Here is an 18,323-nt window from a genome sequence, read left to right on the forward strand (position 1 = left end):
GTGGTTTATCAATTCATCAGGTGAATCAGAAGGCGGCGTGGGAATACATCAAAGGATAAGGAGGTTGGAAATGCCCAATGAGCAGAAATAGATTGAACGAAAAGACGTTTCAGACGCTGAAACAAAAAATGGCAGAAGGACTATTGCCGCAATGGGTAGTGACAGATCCGGAAATCTACGAATTGGAACTTGAAGAGATATTTGGTCATACCTGGCAATTTTTAGCGCATGAATCCGAATTAAAGGAACCCGGAAGTTATGTAACACGATGGATGGTGAATGATCCGGTACTGCTTGTCAAAACAAATTCCGGAGAATTGAAAGCTTTCCTCAACTCTTGTACGCATAGAGGGTCGCACTTGTGTACGGCAGATGCAGGAAATAGGAAAACGTTCACGTGTGCCTATCATGGGTGGAGTTATAACCTGGAGGGAGATCTGATTGGCATTGTCGCGGGAGACAAGGTATATGGACAGGAGATGAAAAAAGACGAGTGGTCCCTCCGCAGAATTCCGAAGATTGGCATTTATCAAGGGATGATCTTTGGAAACTTGGATCCGAAAGCGATGCCGCTGGAAGAGTATCTGGGAGATATGAAATGGTATTTCGATATGCTGCTGGGGAGAAGCGATGGAGGAATGGAAGTCAGAGGCGTCCCTCAGCGTTGGGTAGCTCATGCCAATTGGAAAATGACAAGCGAAAACTTCGCGGCAGACCCCTATCATGTGCAAACCACCCATCGATCTACCGTTGAATTGGGTATCAGTCCGAAAGATCCCTTATATGCCGGTTATGGACATCAAGTCGTTTTAGGACATGGGCACGGCATCAATGTCATCACGTCAGCTACAGGACGGTCTGCTTATCGATTCCAAGGATTGCCCGAATCCATGTGGCCGATGTTTGAAAGAAACTTATGTCCGGAACAAGTGGATATTTTATCGAGAACGACCGTTTTTGTAGGAGGCGTTTTCCCGAATCTTTCGTTTGTCAGCCCCATTCATGGAACAGAGGGACATTTGCATAACTACTTGAATTTTCGGGTTTGGCGGCCTTTAGGGCCGGAAAAAGTGGAAGTCTGGTGCTGGTTTATGATTGATAAGGCGGCACCGGAAGAGTACAAAGAAGAAGCCTACAAAGGGTATATTGGATCGTTTGGGCCGTCTGGCACATTGGAGCAGGACGACACCGAAATCTGGGCTCGTATTGTGCAAGCCAGCAGGGGCATTATGGCGCGAGACAAAGAACTGAGTTACAACAATCTCTGCAATTATCTGATGGGATTCGATCGAGTCGAGCCTGATAATACATTCCCCGGACCTGGTATCGCGTATCCCACCTGTTATCTTGATGCCTTATCAAGAAGCATGCATGAATATTGGTTAGAACTGCTTACGAGAGATCTTTCAGGTGCAGAGTAAGGGGGAATCGTTATGAATCGTGAATTACACTGCCACATTACCCAGTTTCTTACCCGTGAAACCTATCTGTTAGACCACAGAAAATATGAAGAGTGGCTCGACATGCTGGCAGATGATATCGTGTACCGGATGCCGATGCGAGTGACAAAAGAGGCCAAGGACGGTCCCAATCTTGTAGAGGAGATGACCTTTTTTGAAGAAACGAAAAAATCCTTAACCACCAGGGTGAACAGACTCCGCACGTCATCAGCATGGGTGGACAATCCGGCGCCGCGCCAGCGGCATTTCATAACGAACATACTTGTGGAACAAGGGTCTCAACCAAACGAATGGCAAGTGCGAAGCTGTTTTTTATTCATGCGCAGCAGAGGTTCCGATATTGATGTGGAGCAGCTTTTTGGCGAACGGCTGGACGTCATCCGAAATGCAAATGAAGAGTGGAAAATCGCATCGCGAACCATCTATCCGGATCAGGCTGTGTTAGGGGTTATGAATCTGAGTATGTTCTTGTAAAAATTTTATCTGTTCTGTATAGGGGAATTTTCATCTTTTGGTTGGCACGGTGATCGTATATGATCACCAAAAGAATGGGTTGAATTATGCAAATATTTCGCATTTGACCTGTCGCGCACATCGCAAAAACAAAAAGGGGGAGGTCGCCAACATGCGAACACAAGTCGGAATTATCGGAGCTGGCCCGGCAGGACTGATGCTTTCGCACCTCCTGCATCTGCAGGGGATTGAATCTGTCATTATTGAAAGCCGCTCCCGCGAAGAAATAGAAGGAACGATTCGCGCGGGTGTACTCGAACAGGGCACAGTAGATCTCATGAACGCAACGGGTATCGGTGAACGAATGATGCGGGAGGGGCATTTCCACCGTGGAATTGAATTGCGCTTCAACCGCAAAGGTCACCGGATTAACATGCATGAGCTGACCGGCGGGAAGAATGTCACCGTATATGCCCAGCATGAGGTGATCAAGGATTTAATTGCCGCAAGGCTTCAGGCGAGAGGGGAGATCCTTTTCAATGTGGGCGACGTAAGCCTGCACGATCTTGATAGTTCGGCACCAAAGATCCGTTTTCGCAAGGACAAGAACGGTGAGCTGCAGGAGATACACTGCGATTTTATCGCCGGGTGTGACGGTTTCCACGGTCCATGTCGGCCTGCCATCCCCAAAACTGTCCGCACGGAATACCAGAAAATTTACCCATTTGGCTGGCTGGGAATCCTTACCGAAGCGCCGCCGTCAGCGCCCGAGCTGGTCTACGCCAACCATGAACGCGGCTTCGCACTGCTCAGTACGCGTTCGCCGGAGATCCAGCGTCTTTATATCCAAGTCGATCCTGCGGATGACATCGCCAACTGGTCTGACGACCGTATCTGGACGGAACTCCATGCACGTCTTGCAACCGAAGACGATTGGAAACTGATCGAAGGTCCGATTATTCAAAAGGGTATCATTGCGATGCGCAGCTTTGTCTGTGATCCGATGCAGTACGGCAGGCTTTTCCTTGCCGGTGACGCCGCGCACATTGTCCCGCCGACCGGCGCCAAAGGACTCAACCTCGCCGTTGCAGATGTCCAGATTTTGGCACGCGCCCTGGATTCTTTCTATACATCAGGGAAAACCGAACTGCTGGAACGCTATTCGGCAACCTGTCTGCGCCGCGTTTGGAAGGCGGAGCGTTTCTCCTGGTACATGACCTCCATGCTGCACCGGCACCATGACCACACTCCGTTCGAGCATCGCATCCAGCTGGCTGAACTTGATTATGTAACTTCCTCGCAAGCAGCCTCGACCAGCCTCGCGGAAAATTATGTCGGTTTGCCCATGGAGTGATAAGTTATCCTCACTATAAATCAATGATTGCATGCGGATTGGAGAGGTGAATATGGCACAGGCATCCTACAAGTACACAACGGCGAGTGCGATGATGGGCAGGAGGCAGGGGTTTCCTGTATTTTTGCGAATCTGGGCAGCGATCATCCGGCAATCATCGAAAGCTGGGCGCAAGCACAACTGGAGAACAAGGAACTCCCGCAGATTATTATTTGTCCCCATGAGATGGCAGCATTGAGCGCGGCTCACGGGTATGCGCAGGTGACGGGCAAGCCGCAAGCCGTTTTTGTCCATGTGGAATGCGGAACGCAAAATCTGGGCGGGTCCATCCATAATGCAGCGAAAAGAAGAGTGCCTGTCCTCATTTTTGCAGGAACTTCCCCGCATACGCAGGAGGGTGAGCTTACAGGAAGCCGGAATGAACACATCCATTGGATTCAGGATGTATTTGATCAACGTGGGTAACTTCTTACCTCGGCAGAAACCCGGAGGCCGTTTCCGAACTGATCAAATTAAGCGAAAAATTGGCCATTCCTGTATTGGAATCGGTGCCCAATTATGTAAATTTTCCGGCCAGCCACCCTCTCCATGTCGGGTATCAGTGGAGCGCGCCGGTGCAGAATCAGATTTTGGCGGAAGCTGATTTTATCCTGGTGCTGGATAGTGATGTGCCCTGGATTCCTCTGGAAAATAAACCTCAGAAAGATTGCAAAATCTATTATATCGATGTGGATCCTTTAAAAGAGAAGATCCCACTGTGGTACATTCCCTCCGAAAGATTCTTTAAAGCCGATTCATTGGTGGCGCTGCAGCAATTGAACTTTTATTTGGATGGTGTGGAGACGATCGATCAGGAATGGGTCAGGGAACGCTATCAAGCATTTTCTAAAATCCACGCGGAACAAAGAGCAGAATGGAAGCGTCTGGAGCAGTTGACCGATTCCGCCCTCATAACACCCCAGTTCTTGACCGCATGTGTTCGCGAAGCGATAGATGAGGATACGATCGTATTGACTGAATCGATCACCAACTATGAAATCGTCTCTACACATTTGCCACGCAATAAACCGGGAACTCTTTTTGGAAGCGGCGCAAGTGCGCTTGGTTGGCATGGAGGCGCGGCGATTGGCGCAAAACTGGCCGCCCCGGATAAGACGATTGTCAGTCTCACCGGCGATGGTTCCTATATTTTTAGCAATCCGACGCCTGTTCATTGGATGGCGAGAAAATACAATACGCCATTTCTGACCATTATCTATAACAATCGGGGGTGGGGAGCGCCCAGAATGTCTGAGCTTGGGGTACATCCTGACGGAATGGCGAGTCGGACGGATCAATTCTGGGTGAATTTCGATCCATCTGCTGAATTGGCCAAGGTAGCGGAAGCGGCGGGCGGGGCTTTTGCCAGAACGGTAGAAAAACCGGGTGAACTGATGGACGCCATTGTAAACGCGTTGGAAATCGTAAAAGGTGGGCGTTCTGCTGTGCTGGATGTACGTTTGCCGCAGGTTTCCCAGCAACAATCTGATTTCAGAAATTTTGAAAAAAGTTAATTTTTAAAAATTGTGGGCAGAGGGGGAGATTTATATGAAATATGCAAAATGGAACAAGCTTTATATCAATGGCGCTTGGAAAGAGGGATCCAGCCAGCATACTTACAGCAATCTGAATCCGTTTACGGGCGAGACGCTGGGAGAAATTCGACTGGCCAGCCGAACAGATATTGATGAAGCGTATGAAGCGGCACGAGATGCACAGAAAGATTGGGAGAACACACCGGCGATGGCGAAAACGGCCGTTATAGAGAAAGCGATTGCGGTTCTCGAACGCAGGGCGGAAGAAATCGCGCCGATTTCGATTGAAGAAGCGGGGAGCTCTCATTTTAAAGCTCATCTGGAAGTGCATCTGACGACCGGTTTTATGCGGGAAGCGGCTACGTATCCATTACGCATGCAGGGCGAAATTGTTCCTTCCGTTATTCCCGGGAAAGAAAATCGAATCTATCGGTTGCCCATTGGAGTCGTAGGCGTGATTGCACCCTGGAATGTACCTCTTCACTTGGGCATGCGTTCGGTTGTTTCGGCGATCGCCACGGGGAACACGGTGGTGCTCAAAGCGGATATGCAGACGTATATCACAGGCGGCATGATCATTGCCGAAGCATTTGAAGAAGCGGGACTTCCCAAAGGGGTACTGAATGTAGTGGTGGCCGATTTGGCTGAGGTGGGAGACTATTTCGTTGAACATCCGATTCCGCGCATGATCTCGTTTACCGGTTCGACGGCTGCCGGGCGTCACATCGGGTCCCTTGCCGGTAAACATCTGAAAAAGGCGGCGCTTGAATTAGGCGGCAACAACGTGTTTATCGTATTGGACGATGCCGATATTGAAAAGGCGGCGGCGGCCGCAGTGTTTGGCAAGTTTATGCATTACGGACAGATCTGCATGTGTGTGAACCGATTCATTGTCGACCGGAAGATTTATCCCGAGTTTGTAAGCGTTTTTACAGAGAAAGTGAAGGCTCTCAAAGTCGGTGATCCCGCTGATCCGGAAACGGTGGTGGGGCCGCTGATCAACCGGAAACAGGTGGATCGGATTTTGGGATTGATTGAGCAGAGCGTATCGGAAGGCGCGCGTGTAGCCCTGCAAGGTGAAGCGCAAGGCAATCTGCTGTCCCCTACTATTTTGATTGATGCAAGAAATGAGATGGCGATCGCCCAATCTGAAATATTCGGTCCGGTGGCTGTGATTATTCCGGCAAACAGTCAGGAAGAAGCGATCCTAATCGCCAATGATTCGGAGTACGGATTAAGCGGCGCCGTGTTCTCGGGATCGTTGGAACGGGGAATTCAAGTGGCGCAACAAATTCATACCGGGATGATTCATGTCAACGATCAAACGATCAATGATGAACCGCACATCGCCTTTGGCGGGGAAAAAGGGTCCGGGTTGGGCCGGTTTAATGGGGAGTGGTCATTGGAAGAGTTTACAACCGTAAAATGGATTTCTGTCCAACATGAATCTCGCGCGTTTCCGTTCTGATGGGTCGTCCCAGTTATCGTGCCGGCAGGCGATGTAAAGGAGTGAATAGCGGGTGGAAAAAAGGCGATGGCAGCGGTATCACACGATCTGGGCGATGTTGTTTATGGGATGGTTTGTTTCCTATATCGACCGAACGGCGACCGGTCCTGTCGTGACCTGGATGATCGACAACAAAATATCCTTTCTGTCAGTGGTGCCAAATCCACACGGATTGGGAGGCCTGATCAAGGCGTCTTCTATTCCAATGACCGATCCTATATCGTCTTTCATTCGCCGCCTGAAAAAGTCGGGCTTGGCATGGGGGTGGTGATCACCGGCCTGTCCGTCGGACTTACAGTGGCTACGATTGGGACACCGCTTCTGATCAAAACGTGGAACCGTTGATGGGAAAGGAAGCGTGGCGTTCCCCCTTTATCATCATGGGAGCCTTCACCATTATCGTTGTGCTGCTCATGTTTAAATTCATGAGGCCGAAGCAGCGGCCGGGGCAGCATGCAGAGCTTAATTCCCCCGCCTTTAAGGAAATGTATGGGAAGGCGCTGCTGCATCTGTCGATGTACGCTCTGGTATTTCTGGTGATTATCATGGGTATTTATTTTGCCGCCACGAGAGTGGGGCTGTCAGATATTGCGATCGCCTTTATCATGGTCTGCCTTTGTCCGTTTTTCATTCTTTATCTGTACAAGGTCAGAAAATCGGATGTGCAGCCTATTTTGGTGAATAAAAATCCGGTCTTTCTGTATCTGCCTTTCATTCCGATTATCTGGCATCTTTGGCTGTACGGATTCTGGTCGGTTTCGATTGTGAAGGATTTTGGCGGGGGAGCCTTGGTAGCAGCCGCCTTGGTTGCTTCTTTCAACGGTGCTGCCGGAATTGTCGGATTTCCGATTGGCGGCAGAATTTCAGATCATAACAGGACACCATAATCCGGTGATTATGTCTATGATCCTGTTTATTTCGGGCTTGTTCTTCTTTGCCCTGCAGCCCGTGTCGCACGCTCTCAATGCGGAAATCGCTCCGGAAGAAAACCGGGGGGCCGCGTTTGGCATGCATAACTTTATCTCCGAAAGCGGGGCGGTTCTGTCGCCCGTCGTTTCCGGAGTTCTTCGTGACAGCACCGGCAACTGGGGGACGCCGCTGATCCTCGATGGTGTTCTGCTGGTCGCAAGCTGCTTATTCGTTCTGGGGATTTCCACGAAAGCGGTTCAGCATGCTGCAGGCAAGTCAGGGACGGCAAGTATGTGACAGGATGTGCGGACGCCAGGCAGAAGATTGCAGCGGGTACGATCCCTCGGACTTCCCACCTCAAAGGTGGGATTTTTTGTTTTCTATGATCGATTTACAAAAATTTTAATCACAAAAAAACAAAAGTGTTTATTTTCGAAAAATTATATGATTTTTTAAAAGAAAAGATTTTTGCTGCGACCGGGGAGATGATCGTGTTGAATTTGGGAACGGTCTTTGAATGTGCTGTAGGCAGATATCCGAATGAAATCGCTCTTGTACAAGACAAAAAATACGTTTCGTTTTTGCAACTGAATGAAGAAGTAAACCGATTGGCTTCTGCCCTGCGTAAACTGGGCGTGAAAAAAAGGGACCGGGTCATGGTTCTGATGAAAAATCGGATGGAGACAGTTTGTTTATTCTGGGCCATTCAAAAATTGGGCGCGATATACACACCGATCAATTTGCGCTTTTCGCCAGAGGATACACAATACTGTATCAACGATGCGGAGCCGAGGGTTGTTTTTTACGAAAAATTCAGCGAACGTTCCGTGATCAAAGCGAGATTTAATGAAAGGCCGATTTTAATAAGTTTGGAGCAAGACGGGGGAGATCTTTCGTATCGGGAATTGGCGGTCAGGGGCGCAAGTGATTTTGATTGTGTACCGAGTGACGATGACGATATCGCTGTCATGCTTTACACTTCGGGAACTACCGGAGTGCCCAAAGGGGTGCCGAGATCACACAAAAACGAATATGGGTCCACGATGGCCCACATTTTGCAAAATCATTATGAAATGTTTGAAAGTACGTTGGGGGCTATGCCTTTGTACCACACGATGGGGGTACGATCGCTGCTCGCAACCTGCATATTAAACGGGAAATACGTGTTGCTTCCCGATTTTGACACGCGCACGGCGCTCACACTTTTGTCCAGAGAAAAAATCAGCTGTCTGTATATGATTCCTACAATGTACCACGAACTGCTGAACGATCCGTCAATTTCTGATTTTGACCTGTCAGCGTTACGAAAAATCGGGTATGCGGGCGCTCCGATGTCCGTACCATTGACAAAAAAATGTTTTCAAATGTTGAAACCGCAGCACTTTGTGAACCATTACGGCAGTACGGAAATCTATACTTTCACCACCTGCTCTGTATTGGACAAGAAGCCAGGATGTGCCGGAAGACCGGGAATTCATCAGCAAATCCGGCTTGTCGTTCCGGATACAAACGCTGCTTCTACACCTGACGACATCGTTTTACCCGGGGAAGTGGGTGAAATCATTGTTCACGCCGGATCGATTGAAGCATTTAAAGGATATTGGAACAGGCCGGACGCGACCCGAAAAGCGATTCGGAACAATTGGTATTTTACGGGGGATCTTGGGATTTTGGATGAAGACGGGGATCTGTTTATTGTCGGTCGAGTTGATGAAATCGTGATTTCCGGCGGCGAAAACATATCTCCTGTTGAGATTGAGGAAGTGCTGCTGCATCATCCGAAAGTCTTGGAGGCGGCGGTTTTGGGGGAAGAAGATGATCGCTGGGGCCAGATTGTGGTCGCATTTATCGTTACGAAAGATCCAACGATGACGGTGCAGGAACTGGATCAATTCTGCAAGGAGCATCCGAAACTGTCAAACTTTAAGCGACCAAGAAAATATGTATTCGTGCATGAAATTCCAAAGAGTCCTGCCGGGAAAATTCTGCGGCGTCAATTGCGGAGTGAAAACATTGAACAAGTGGGGCAGTGAATTGCCTGCGCGCATTAAGGGGGGAGTGTTGTGTCCGGGCTGCTGATTATCGATGATGAAGTGGAAACTCGCCAGGAAATCCGATTGATGATTGAGGAAAGTTCATATAACTACTTTTCGGTTTGTGAAGCCGGTTCCGCCGAGAGGGGCCTGATGCTGTTGAAACAAAATCAGCCGGGGATTGTCATACTGGACTTGTCCCTGCCAGATATGGACGGGATCCAATTGGGGAAAAAGGCTCTTGAATTGAACCCGCAGGTCTCGATCATAGTGCTGACCCACCTGAAAATGTTCGATTTGGTGCAAGCTTGCATGAATGCCGGTTTTTCCAGATATTATTTGAAACCGCTTTCAAAAGTGGATCTGCTTTCCGCGTTAGACAAGTTATTAATCCCGGATCTCGTCAAAGAAACCAGCTATCTGAGGAAAGTTTCCTCTTCCAATGATTTCGAGGTCGACCTCGGCAATCCAATTGAAAGCGCAACCGGTTATATTCACAGTCATTTTCACGAACCGATCACATTGAACGAAGTTGCCGACCGTGTATATCTGAGCGCCTCTCATTTCAGCCGACTGTTCAAGGCGGAAATGGGGGTTACGTTTATTGAATACCTCACCAGATACAGGCTGGAACAATCGAAGAAACTGCTGAAAATGACATCACTGCCGATAGAGGTAATCGCCAATAATACCGGTTTTGCAAACGCAAGTTATTTTGCCACGACCTTTAAACGATTGGAGGGAAAAACGCCAAAAGAATACAGGAGCTTATTTTCAAATTTATTGCATACGTCTGCTTCCGGGGAAAAATAAGCCTCTTCAGATCAGCAAAAATGTTGAACCCGTCTTGAAATAAATATTGAACTGCATAATTCAAAAAGTATCTATTATTTAAATAAGTCGTTCGGGTTCAGTGAGGTGACAGGACAGATGCTGAATATTCTGGAGGAGCTGCAACGGTGTTTGCAAACAAAAGATCGTGCGGTGGTGGCAACGATCTTGCAAGTGGAAGGATCCGCATACAGACGTGAAGGGGCCCGGTGCCTGATTTTAGAAAACGGAAGCATCGTAGGAACGCTGAGCGGAGGTTGTGTGGAAGGGGATCTTCTCGAGCATGCACGGGAAGTGATAAAGACCGGCATTCCACAGCAAATCAGGTATGATTTCCGGATGGATGGCGATCTGTTTTGGGGATTAGGGGTAGGTTGCAACGGCGCCATCACCATATGGCTTCAGGCGTTTGATCCGATACGATCTCCCGAAGAAGCAGAAAATATGATTTCGTCTTTTCGAAAGGGAACATCCTGCAACAGCACTTATCTGACAGGACTTGTGGTGGAATCCGATGATCCGTTGCAGGTTCCGGTCGGAACTGAACTTCTTCTGGGGCCGCCGGTTGATAGGATTCACGCATCCGACGGGTTAACATGTGGACTGCAAGACATGATAGTTGAAGGTGTGGCAGTGAAGTTGTTTATCGAGATGGTAAAGCCCCGCCCGCGACTGGTGATTTTCGGAGCGGGACCGGACGCCGTACCGCTCGTCCGGGGAGCTAAAGCGCTTGAATGGCATGTAAGCTTAGTAGATCATCGACAGAATCATCTAAACCAACCGTATTTTTCGGATGTGGACGAACGTGTAACAGTATTTAAGAGTGAATATTTACAATTTTCGGTCTACTATGGATCGTACGTGGTCGTGATGACACACAATTATGAGTTAGACCGGATGCTGGTCGGACAATTGATTTCCTGTCCCATTCCGTATCTGGGAGTACTCGGTTCCCATCAACGAATGGAGCGGATGCTTCAGGAAATTCAAATGGGTGGTGTCAATTTAAATGAGCAGTTGTTGGAAAAGCTGCATTCCCCTGTGGGTTTGGATATAGGGGCTGAGTCGCCGGAGGAAATCGCTTTAAGTATCCTCTCGGAACTGCTTTGCCGGAAGAATGGCCGGAACGGCCAATTTTTAAAGTTGCGAAAGCACCCCTTGCATGCGAGACCGGCAGGCGAGTGGAAGCCGGTACTCGCATGACTCGAAAACTGGATACATTTGAAGATTATCAAAGAGTTGTTATGCACCCACCCCCAAAGGGGTCAAGTACCCAAAGGGCACAAGTCGTGCCAAGGCATCAAAGATGCCAGGTCGCGCTACGCACTCATAGAGCACAAGTCTCGCCATTGCGGCATAGCCGCAAGGTCTCGCTATGAAAGGAGGAGTTCGCAGTTGAAACAAAACAGTATTGGCCAACCGATGCCACGTGTCGAGGATTCGCGTCTGACTTCGGGACAGGGCAGTTATATCGAAGATTTGAGTCCGGTTCCCAACATCCACTACGCTGCCATTTTGCGCAGTCCTTATGCGCATGCGAGAATCACATCGATTCGAACTGACAAAGCGGAACAAATGCCGGGAGTCAAAGGGGTAGTGACTGGGCTGGACATTATCGAAATGACCCAGCCGTTTCCGGTAGGGGTGACCGCCCCGGTCAAGTACTATGCGCTTGCCGTGGACAAAGTTCGTTTTGTCGGTGAACCGGTTGCGGTAGTAGTAGCCAAAAACCGGTATCTGGCTGAGGATGCGCTCGAGGCCATCGAAGTGGAATATGAACCTCTTCCAGTCGTGGTGGACATTGAAAAGACGATGGAAGCGGACGCTCCGGTCCTGCATGAGGAAGTCGGCAGCAATATTGCCAATCACCGTGTATTCAACTACGGCGACGTGGACAACGCATTTGCCGAAGCCGATCTGGTGCTGAAACATAAGTTTCATTTTCCAAAATACAGCGCCACTCCGGTCGAGACATACGGAGTGATTGCCCACTACCAGGCGAGTGGCAACAATCTGACGATCTGGTCCAACTTTCACGGTCCGTTTACATTGCAATCGGTGATGGCAGCCGCATTGCAAATCCCGAGCAATCATCTGCGAATCATCATACCGAAGGATATCGGCGGCAGTTACGGGATAAAAGCAGGTGTTCTCCCGTACATGGTGCTGATGGGAGTGGTATCGAGGAAAACCGGTTTGCCGGTGAAATGGATCGAAGACCGCCAGGAACATCTGATGGCCAGCTCCAGTGGAACGGATCGTGTTACCTGGATCGAAGCCGCCATCAAAAATGACGGTACGGTAACGGGATTAAAAATGAAAATGGTGGATAACGTGGGTGCCTATATCCGTGCACCCGAGCCAGCCTGTTTGTACCGAACCCATTCGAACAGCACGGGGGCGTATCGGATTCAGAACCTGTTTATGGAAACGATTGCGGTAATGACCAACAAGTGTCCAACGGGTTTGATTCGCGGGTATGGAGGCCAGCAGATGTATTTTCCGCTGGAACGGATCATGCATATGGTTGCGGAAAAACTGGCTATGGACCCTGCGGAAGTCATCAGGCGAAACCTGATTCGGACCGAAGAATTCCCTTATCGAACGGCGTCAGGAGGCATTTATGACAGCGGGGATTACCGGACGGCGTTTGAAAAAGCGCTGGAACTGGTGCATTATGACGAATTTCGCAAGCGCCAACAGTCAGCGAGACAGCAGGGGAAATACATGGGAATCGGGTTGACCTGTATCGTAGAACCTTCCGGGTCGAATATGGGGTATATTACATTGGCGTTGACACCGGAGCAGAGGGCGAAGTCGCTTCCGAAATCAGGATGTGCGGAAGGAGCTACGGTTTCGATCGATCCGGCAGGAAGCATCAGTGTACGGATCAGTACCGTTCCAACCGGACAGGGGCATGAAACGGTCGCTGCCCAGGTGGTAGGGGAAGTGCTTGGAGTAGATCCGAAATCGGTGAAAGTGATTGCTGAGATGGATACACTAACCAGTCCTTGGTCGGTGGCCTCAGGAAGCTATTCGAGCCGTTTTGCGCCGATCGGTTCAAGCGCCGTATATCAGGCGGCTGTCAAGGTGCGTGAGAAACTGAGGACAATTGCAGCCGACCAGCTGCAAGTACCGGTTGACGAGCTTCACTTCGAGAACGGAAAAGTTGTGGTCCGGGACCAACCTGACAAGCAAATTTCTTTGCGCAGAATCATCGGATCGGTACATTGGAACCCGCAAGGGCTGCCGGAGGGAATCGAACCGGGAATTCATGAAACCGCTTTCTATACCATTCCAACCGCTCTGCCACCAGATGAGAACGATCAGGTGAACGGTTCGGCCGCATATGGATTTGTTGCGGACGCGGTGACTGTCGAAGTGGATGCAGATACGGGCGAAGTCAAAGTTCTCGATTACATCACGGTTCATGATGCGGGGAAGCTGTTGAACCCGCTGATTGCAAATGGCCAAATCATGGGCGGATTGGCGCACGGCCTTGGCGGCGCGCTGTATGAGGAACTGGCTTATGACAAAAACGGTCAGTTTTTAACGGGGAGTTTTATGGATTATTTGTGCCCGACAGCAACCGAAATGCCGCCAGTGACAATCAAGCATTTTGAGACTCCGTCTCCGCTGACGCCTCTTGGGGCGAAAGGGCTAGGAGAAGGGAATACGATGAGCGCTCCCGTGGTGATCGCGAATGCGGTTGCGGATGCTCTTTCCCCTTTGGGTATTACAATTAACAGCTTGCCGTTGTCGCCGAACCGGATTTGGTCCCTGATACAGGAAGCCCAAAACAAACAGCAGTTGAAGGAGGAATTGATATGACCGGCAGCGGCGTTATTGAATTGAACGCACCGATCGAACAGGTTTGGCAGAAATTGATGGATCCGGACGTACTCACCGAATGTATTTTGGGCTGCAAGCAGCTGGAATTGATTGAGGAAGGCAAATACCGCGCCGATCTTTCCATTGGGATTGCCGCAGTCAAGGGAAAATATGATGCAACGGTTTCGCTTGTGGATATACAGGCTCCGAAAAGCTACAAACTGGTAGTTCACGGGGAAGGCGCACCAGGTTTTGTTGACGCGGAAGGCCTGATCGAGCTAACTCCGATTGAGGTAGAAAAAACCGCTCTCTCATATAACTATACGGCTGAAGTTGGCGGGAAAGTGGCGGCTATCGGGCAAAGGATGCTTGGCGGTGTAGCCAAATTATTAATCAATGATTTTTTCAAGAAAATCAAAAAGGAAATAGAAACCGCTCAACGATCTGCCTAGTACCGAAAAAATTTGGTCGGAAGATGAATGAGGTGAAGAAATGAAACCGGCATTGTTTGATTACTTCCGTCCCTCCACGCTGGAGGAAGCGCTGCAACTGCTGTCTGCGCACGGTCAGGGAGGGAAACTGATCGCCGGGGGGCAGAGTTTGGTCCCGATTTTGAACATGCGGCTGTCCGCTCCTGAGTGTCTGATCGACATCAATGGACTGCAGGAGTTGGACTATGTTCGATATGAGGACGGATGGCTCAGGATCGGCGCTTTAACCCGCCAGAGGGAAGTGGAAAGATCCCGCTTGATCAGGGAAAAAATTCCCTTGCTTTCGGAAGCGGTTCCGTTTATCGGACACATGCAGACCCGCAACCGGGGCACCATTGGCGGCAGCATCGTGCATGCCGACCCGACAGCGGAACTCCCTCTGTCCTTGCTGGCGTTAAACGGGAGTGCCGTGATTCAAAGCGCTGATGAAACAAGGGAGGTGGATTTAAGAGAATTTTTTATTACCTATTTGACAACCGATATTATGCCAGGTGAACTTCTGACCGAAGTAAAGGTCCCTGTAGATTCGGTGCCAAAGGGATATTCGTTTCACGAATTCAGCAGAAGACATGGAGATTTTGCGTTGGTAGCGGCAGCTTGCGTTCTTGACAGCGACCCGCAAGGGCGTATTCTCACGGCCCGGATTACATTGGGTGGTGTTGACTCGATTCCTGTTCTGGCAGAGGATGCAGCCGGAATTTTAATCGGCGAAAAGCTTACGGACACCCTATTGGAAGAGGTCGGGCGGATGGCTGCCATGAATGTCGATCCGGAGGGCGATCTTCACGCGACCAGGGAGTACAGACTACATCTGGCCGGGGTATTTGCCAAAAGAGCCGTTAAAACCGCCTATATCAGGGCAACCGGAAAGGAGGGAGCATTGTGATCCAAGTGTCCAGAGATCAAACGGTTGAAATCCGGCTGAAAATCAACGGCAAAGTGTATCAGGAACGAGTGGAACCGCGAAAACTTCTCAGTGACTTTTTGCGGGAAGACTGCGGGTTGTCCGGAACACATGTCGGATGTGAGCATGGCGTATGCGGGGCATGTACAGTACTGGTTAACGGCTCTGCTGTAAGGAGCTGCCTGATGTTTGCCGTACAGGCGGCGGACACCGAGATCATGACAGTGGAAGGGCTTGCAGCAGACAATCGCCCCCATCCCCTGCAACAGGCTTTCACCGAGTGTCATGCCCTGCAATGCGGCTTCTGTACCCCTGGCATCCTGATGTCGTCAGTAGAATTTCTGAACTCTCACTCCGATCCGACCACAGATCAGATCAAGGAGATGTTGTCAGGTCATTTGTGCAGATGCACTGGCTACAAAGGAATTATCGAAGCGATTGAAAAAGTGGCGAGCAGGCAGAAGGAAGGTGAGAAAATCGATGGATCTGGGGACACTGTTTGAATTTGCTTGCGAACGGCACCCTCATTATGAAGCGCTGGTTGAAGAAAATACCCGGTTAAGCTATCAGGAATTGAACCGGGAGATTGACAGGCTTGCCTCAGGTTTACAGGCTCTTGGGATCAAACAAGGAGACCGGGTTGTCCTCGTACTGAAAAACAGATTGGAAATGGTAACGCTTTACTGGGCCGTACAAAAAATTGGCGCCGTCTTCACCCCGATCAATTTCCGGTTGTCGCCCGAAGAAATCAAATATTGCGTACAGGATGCGGGCGCCGCAGCGGTTGTGTATGAACCGGTAAGTGAACATGCGGTACGGGAAGCGATCCATGAACTGAAAACATTGAAAATCGGTGTGCAAGGCGCCCAAGGAGTCGATGTCACCTACGGGGAACTGCAGAAAAAAGGAACCGGCAAACCTGATAGACCCCAAATACATGATGGCGACGTTTGTCTGATGTTATATACATCAGGCACGACCGGCCGGCCTAAGGGGGTTCCGCGCACGCATCTGAACGAGTACAGCGCGGCAGTTGCCCATATCGTCCAAAATCAGTATGAGGTTCAGGAAAGCACCATAGGCGTCATGCCTTTGTATCACACCATGGGCATGCGTTCCCTCCTATCGATGGCTTTCCTGAACGGGAAATTGGTCATGACACCCGATTACAGCGCCGAAACCGTACTTCAGGCACTGGATCAAGAAAAGATCACCTGTGTATATCTGGTGCCTACCATATTCCATGATCTAGTATACCATCCCAATTTTGCAAAATATAATCTTTCTCCACTAAAAAAATTGGGATACGCCGGCGCCGCAATGACCAAGGCATTGACGGAAGAGATCATCAAAAAATTGCGCCCGGAGATCTTTGTCAACCATTACGGCTCATCCGAGGTGTATACGTTTTCGATCTGCAATTATCTGGATAAAAAACCGGGATGCGCGGGAAAAGCAGGATTTCATCAGCGTATTCGGATCGTGGTGCCTGACCCGGACGGTCATTCAACCCCTGACGATTTGGTCCCGGCTGGGATTCCCGGTGAAATCATTGTTGACCTCCGATCGAGCGAAGCGTTCCAGGGGTACTGGAACCGGCCCGATGCAACGAAAAAGGCAATCCGCGACGGATGGTATTTTACGGGTGATATGGGGATGATCGACCAGGAAGGGGATTTATATGTGCTGGGGAGGGTCGATGACATGATTATTTCGGGCGGCGAAAACATTCACCCGCTTGAAGTGGAGGATGTGGTCGCCAAACACCCGAAAGTGGCCGAAGTGGCTGTGGTCGGGCTGCCCGATACGCGCTGGGGTGAAATTGTTACCGCCTTTATCGTACCGAAAGATCCGTCGTTGACGGTGGAAGAGTTGGATGAGTATTGCAGGGACAGCCATCAACTATCAAATTTTAAACGCCCCAGGAAGTATGTATTGGTGTCCGCCATACCGAAGAGCCCGGTTGGGAAAATCCTTCGCCGCAAGCTCCGCAGCGGGGAATATGAAGAACTGATTATGAAAAGGGAGAGTGCATCGTAATGGAACAACAAAATCAAGGACAAACGGCTGTTAATGAATGGGATCACATTCGGGTCGAAAAGAATCCGGAACGAAAAACGGCAACCATCATTCTGGACCGCCCGGAAAAAATGAATAATTTGAGCTATATCGCGCGGTTCCATCTGAACCAAATATTTGAACAGTTAAATAAGGATGACGAAGTACGGGTCATTATCATGAAAGGCGAGGGGACCCAGGCGTTCACCTCCGGCGGAAACATCGCACAGTTCATGGAACGGCACCCGGAGGAACTTTCCGTATTGCATAAAAATGTGGCTGCGCCTGAACGTTCGCCAAAACCGGTCATCGCTCAACTGCAAGGCTACACGTTCGGTGTAGGACTTGAGATCGCCATGGCGTGCGATTTCCGGGTTGCTTCGGAAACCACCCTGCTGGCTCTGCCGGAAATTAAACTGGGCATGATTCCCGGAAGCGGCGGTACGCAGCGGATCGCTCGAATTGCAGGACTTGGCCGGGCGAAAGACATGATTATGCGAGGCCGTCGCATTCCAGCGGAGGAGGCCTACCAATGGGGATTGCTAACGACAGTAGTGCCGCAAGCAGAGTTGGAATCTGCTGTGCAAAACCTGGTGGATGAACTGCTGCAGTACTCGCCTCTTGCCTTGCGGGTATTGAAGCAGGTCTTAAACGCATCCCAGGAAGGTCCCCTAAGCGCCGGGCTTGAGATTGAGGGATATGCTTATGGAATGCTCAGGAGTACGGATGATTTTAGAGAAGGGGTGGAAGCGTTCTACGACAAGCGCAAGCCGAATTTTAAGGGCAAATAACCCACTAAATAAGGGAAATGACCCACTACAATATGGTTGGGGGATTGGACATCATCCATCCCCATCCATTACCGGTAAAATTTTCTGAATTGATAGTATTTTGCAGTTGCCTGCTTGATCTATCCTA

18 protein-coding genes are annotated in these 18,323 nt (G+C 49.8%); all 18 read left to right on the forward strand.

The genetic code is table 11. The annotated features are described in order from the left end of the window. Positions 1-77: 77 nt before the first annotated feature. The 18 genes from skT53_RS16420 (at position 78) to skT53_RS16500 (ending at position 18,196) form a co-directional block, all read left to right on the forward strand. Positions 78-1,421 carry an aromatic ring-hydroxylating dioxygenase subunit alpha gene (locus tag skT53_RS16420; protein WP_200758868.1) on the forward strand — a complete coding sequence of 448 codons (1,344 nt, stop codon included), beginning with the start codon at positions 78-80 and terminating at the stop codon, positions 1,419-1,421. 12 nt (positions 1,422-1,433) lie between these two features. Then, positions 1,434-1,934, forward strand: a complete 501-nt coding sequence (locus skT53_RS16425) for a 3-phenylpropionate/cinnamic acid dioxygenase subunit beta (RefSeq protein WP_200758869.1) — start codon at positions 1,434-1,436, stop codon at positions 1,932-1,934. A 151-nt stretch (positions 1,935-2,085) separates the two neighbouring features. Further along, a complete protein-coding gene (gene pobA / locus skT53_RS16430; protein ID WP_200758870.1) occupies positions 2,086-3,267 on the forward strand; it encodes a 4-hydroxybenzoate 3-monooxygenase in 1,182 nt (393 codons plus the stop codon). 27 nt (positions 3,268-3,294) lie between these two features. Then, complete coding sequence (locus tag skT53_RS18645) at positions 3,295-3,732, forward strand: thiamine pyrophosphate-binding protein (protein WP_226375260.1); 438 nt, start codon at positions 3,295-3,297, stop codon at positions 3,730-3,732. A gap of 74 nt (positions 3,733-3,806) precedes the next feature. Continuing rightward, complete coding sequence (locus skT53_RS16435) at positions 3,807-4,820, forward strand: thiamine pyrophosphate-dependent enzyme (protein WP_264176028.1); 1,014 nt, start codon at positions 3,807-3,809, stop codon at positions 4,818-4,820. Positions 4,821-4,854: 34 nt separating this feature from the next. Then, entirely contained in the window at positions 4,855-6,309 is a 1,455-nt protein-coding gene (locus skT53_RS16440; protein ID WP_200758871.1) for an aldehyde dehydrogenase family protein, read from the forward strand. 66 nt (positions 6,310-6,375) lie between these two features. Beyond that, positions 6,376-6,693, forward strand: a complete 318-nt coding sequence (locus skT53_RS16445) for a hypothetical protein (RefSeq protein ID WP_200758872.1) — start codon at positions 6,376-6,378, stop codon at positions 6,691-6,693. Continuing rightward, on the forward strand, positions 6,693-7,235 hold the full coding sequence (locus tag skT53_RS16450; RefSeq protein WP_200758873.1) for a hypothetical protein: 543 nt from the start codon (positions 6,693-6,695) through the stop codon (positions 7,233-7,235). The genes skT53_RS16445 and skT53_RS16450 overlap by 1 nt, the downstream gene beginning before the upstream one ends. A 16-nt stretch (positions 7,236-7,251) precedes the next feature. Then, the gene (locus skT53_RS16455) at positions 7,252-7,554 is read left to right on the forward strand and encodes an MFS transporter (protein ID WP_200758874.1); all 303 of its coding nucleotides are present in this window, start codon (positions 7,252-7,254) and stop codon (positions 7,552-7,554) included. A 197-nt stretch (positions 7,555-7,751) separates the two neighbouring features. Then, entirely contained in the window at positions 7,752-9,290 is a 1,539-nt protein-coding gene (locus skT53_RS16460; RefSeq protein ID WP_200758875.1) for a class I adenylate-forming enzyme family protein, read from the forward strand. 30 nt (positions 9,291-9,320) lie between these two features. After that, the gene (locus skT53_RS16465; RefSeq protein WP_200758876.1) at positions 9,321-10,103 is read left to right on the forward strand and encodes a response regulator transcription factor; all 783 of its coding nucleotides are present in this window, start codon (positions 9,321-9,323) and stop codon (positions 10,101-10,103) included. Positions 10,104-10,220: 117 nt separating this feature from the next. Further along, complete coding sequence (locus skT53_RS16470) at positions 10,221-11,324, forward strand: XdhC family protein (protein ID WP_200758877.1); 1,104 nt, start codon at positions 10,221-10,223, stop codon at positions 11,322-11,324. Between the two features lie 192 nt (positions 11,325-11,516). After that, positions 11,517-13,952, forward strand: coding sequence for a xanthine dehydrogenase family protein molybdopterin-binding subunit (locus tag skT53_RS16475; protein ID WP_226375261.1), 2,436 nt, complete (start codon positions 11,517-11,519; stop codon positions 13,950-13,952). Beyond that, positions 13,949-14,404, forward strand: coding sequence for an SRPBCC family protein (locus tag skT53_RS16480; protein WP_200758878.1), 456 nt, complete (start codon positions 13,949-13,951; stop codon positions 14,402-14,404). Before skT53_RS16475 ends, skT53_RS16480 begins: the two co-directional genes overlap by 4 nt. Before the next feature lie 40 nt (positions 14,405-14,444). Further along, complete coding sequence (locus skT53_RS16485) at positions 14,445-15,329, forward strand: FAD binding domain-containing protein (RefSeq protein WP_200758879.1); 885 nt, start codon at positions 14,445-14,447, stop codon at positions 15,327-15,329. Continuing rightward, positions 15,326-15,850 carry a (2Fe-2S)-binding protein gene (locus tag skT53_RS16490; RefSeq protein ID WP_200758880.1) on the forward strand — a complete coding sequence of 175 codons (525 nt, stop codon included), beginning with the start codon at positions 15,326-15,328 and terminating at the stop codon, positions 15,848-15,850. Before skT53_RS16485 ends, skT53_RS16490 begins: the two co-directional genes overlap by 4 nt. After that, on the forward strand, positions 15,828-17,387 hold the full coding sequence (locus tag skT53_RS16495; RefSeq protein WP_200758881.1) for a class I adenylate-forming enzyme family protein: 1,560 nt from the start codon (positions 15,828-15,830) through the stop codon (positions 17,385-17,387). The genes skT53_RS16490 and skT53_RS16495 overlap by 23 nt, the downstream gene beginning before the upstream one ends. Further along, positions 17,387-18,196: an enoyl-CoA hydratase/isomerase family protein gene (locus skT53_RS16500; RefSeq protein ID WP_200758882.1), complete on the forward strand. Its 810-nt coding sequence runs from the start codon at positions 17,387-17,389 to the stop codon at positions 18,194-18,196. Before skT53_RS16495 ends, skT53_RS16500 begins: the two co-directional genes overlap by 1 nt. Positions 18,197-18,323 lie beyond the last annotated feature (127 nt).

This window comes from Effusibacillus dendaii (genome assembly GCF_015097055.1).
In the GTDB taxonomy this organism is placed as follows: domain Bacteria; phylum Bacillota; class Bacilli; order Tumebacillales; family Effusibacillaceae; genus Effusibacillus; species Effusibacillus dendaii.

Bases quoted from the DNA above. Each gene is read 5' to 3' on its own strand.
- skT53_RS16445 (WP_200758872.1), top strand. From the start codon at position 6,376: ATGGCAGCGGTATCACACGATCTGGGCGATGTTGTTTATGGGATGGTT.
- skT53_RS16480 (WP_200758878.1), top strand. From the start codon at position 13,949: ATGACCGGCAGCGGCGTTATTGAATTGAACGCACCGATCGAACAGGTT.
- skT53_RS16425 (WP_200758869.1), top strand. From the start codon at position 1,434: ATGAATCGTGAATTACACTGCCACATTACCCAGTTTCTTACCCGTGAA.
- skT53_RS16495 (WP_200758881.1), top strand. From the start codon at position 15,828: ATGGATCTGGGGACACTGTTTGAATTTGCTTGCGAACGGCACCCTCAT.
- skT53_RS16500 (WP_200758882.1), top strand. From the start codon at position 17,387: ATGGAACAACAAAATCAAGGACAAACGGCTGTTAATGAATGGGATCAC.
- pobA (WP_200758870.1), top strand. From the start codon at position 2,086: ATGCGAACACAAGTCGGAATTATCGGAGCTGGCCCGGCAGGACTGATG.
- skT53_RS16470 (WP_200758877.1), top strand. From the start codon at position 10,221: ATGCTGAATATTCTGGAGGAGCTGCAACGGTGTTTGCAAACAAAAGAT.
- skT53_RS16455 (WP_200758874.1), top strand. From the start codon at position 7,252: ATGATCCTGTTTATTTCGGGCTTGTTCTTCTTTGCCCTGCAGCCCGTG.
- skT53_RS16440 (WP_200758871.1), top strand. From the start codon at position 4,855: ATGAAATATGCAAAATGGAACAAGCTTTATATCAATGGCGCTTGGAAA.
- skT53_RS16485 (WP_200758879.1), top strand. From the start codon at position 14,445: ATGAAACCGGCATTGTTTGATTACTTCCGTCCCTCCACGCTGGAGGAA.
- skT53_RS16450 (WP_200758873.1), top strand. From the start codon at position 6,693: ATGGGAAAGGAAGCGTGGCGTTCCCCCTTTATCATCATGGGAGCCTTC.
- skT53_RS16420 (WP_200758868.1), top strand. From the start codon at position 78: ATGAGCAGAAATAGATTGAACGAAAAGACGTTTCAGACGCTGAAACAA.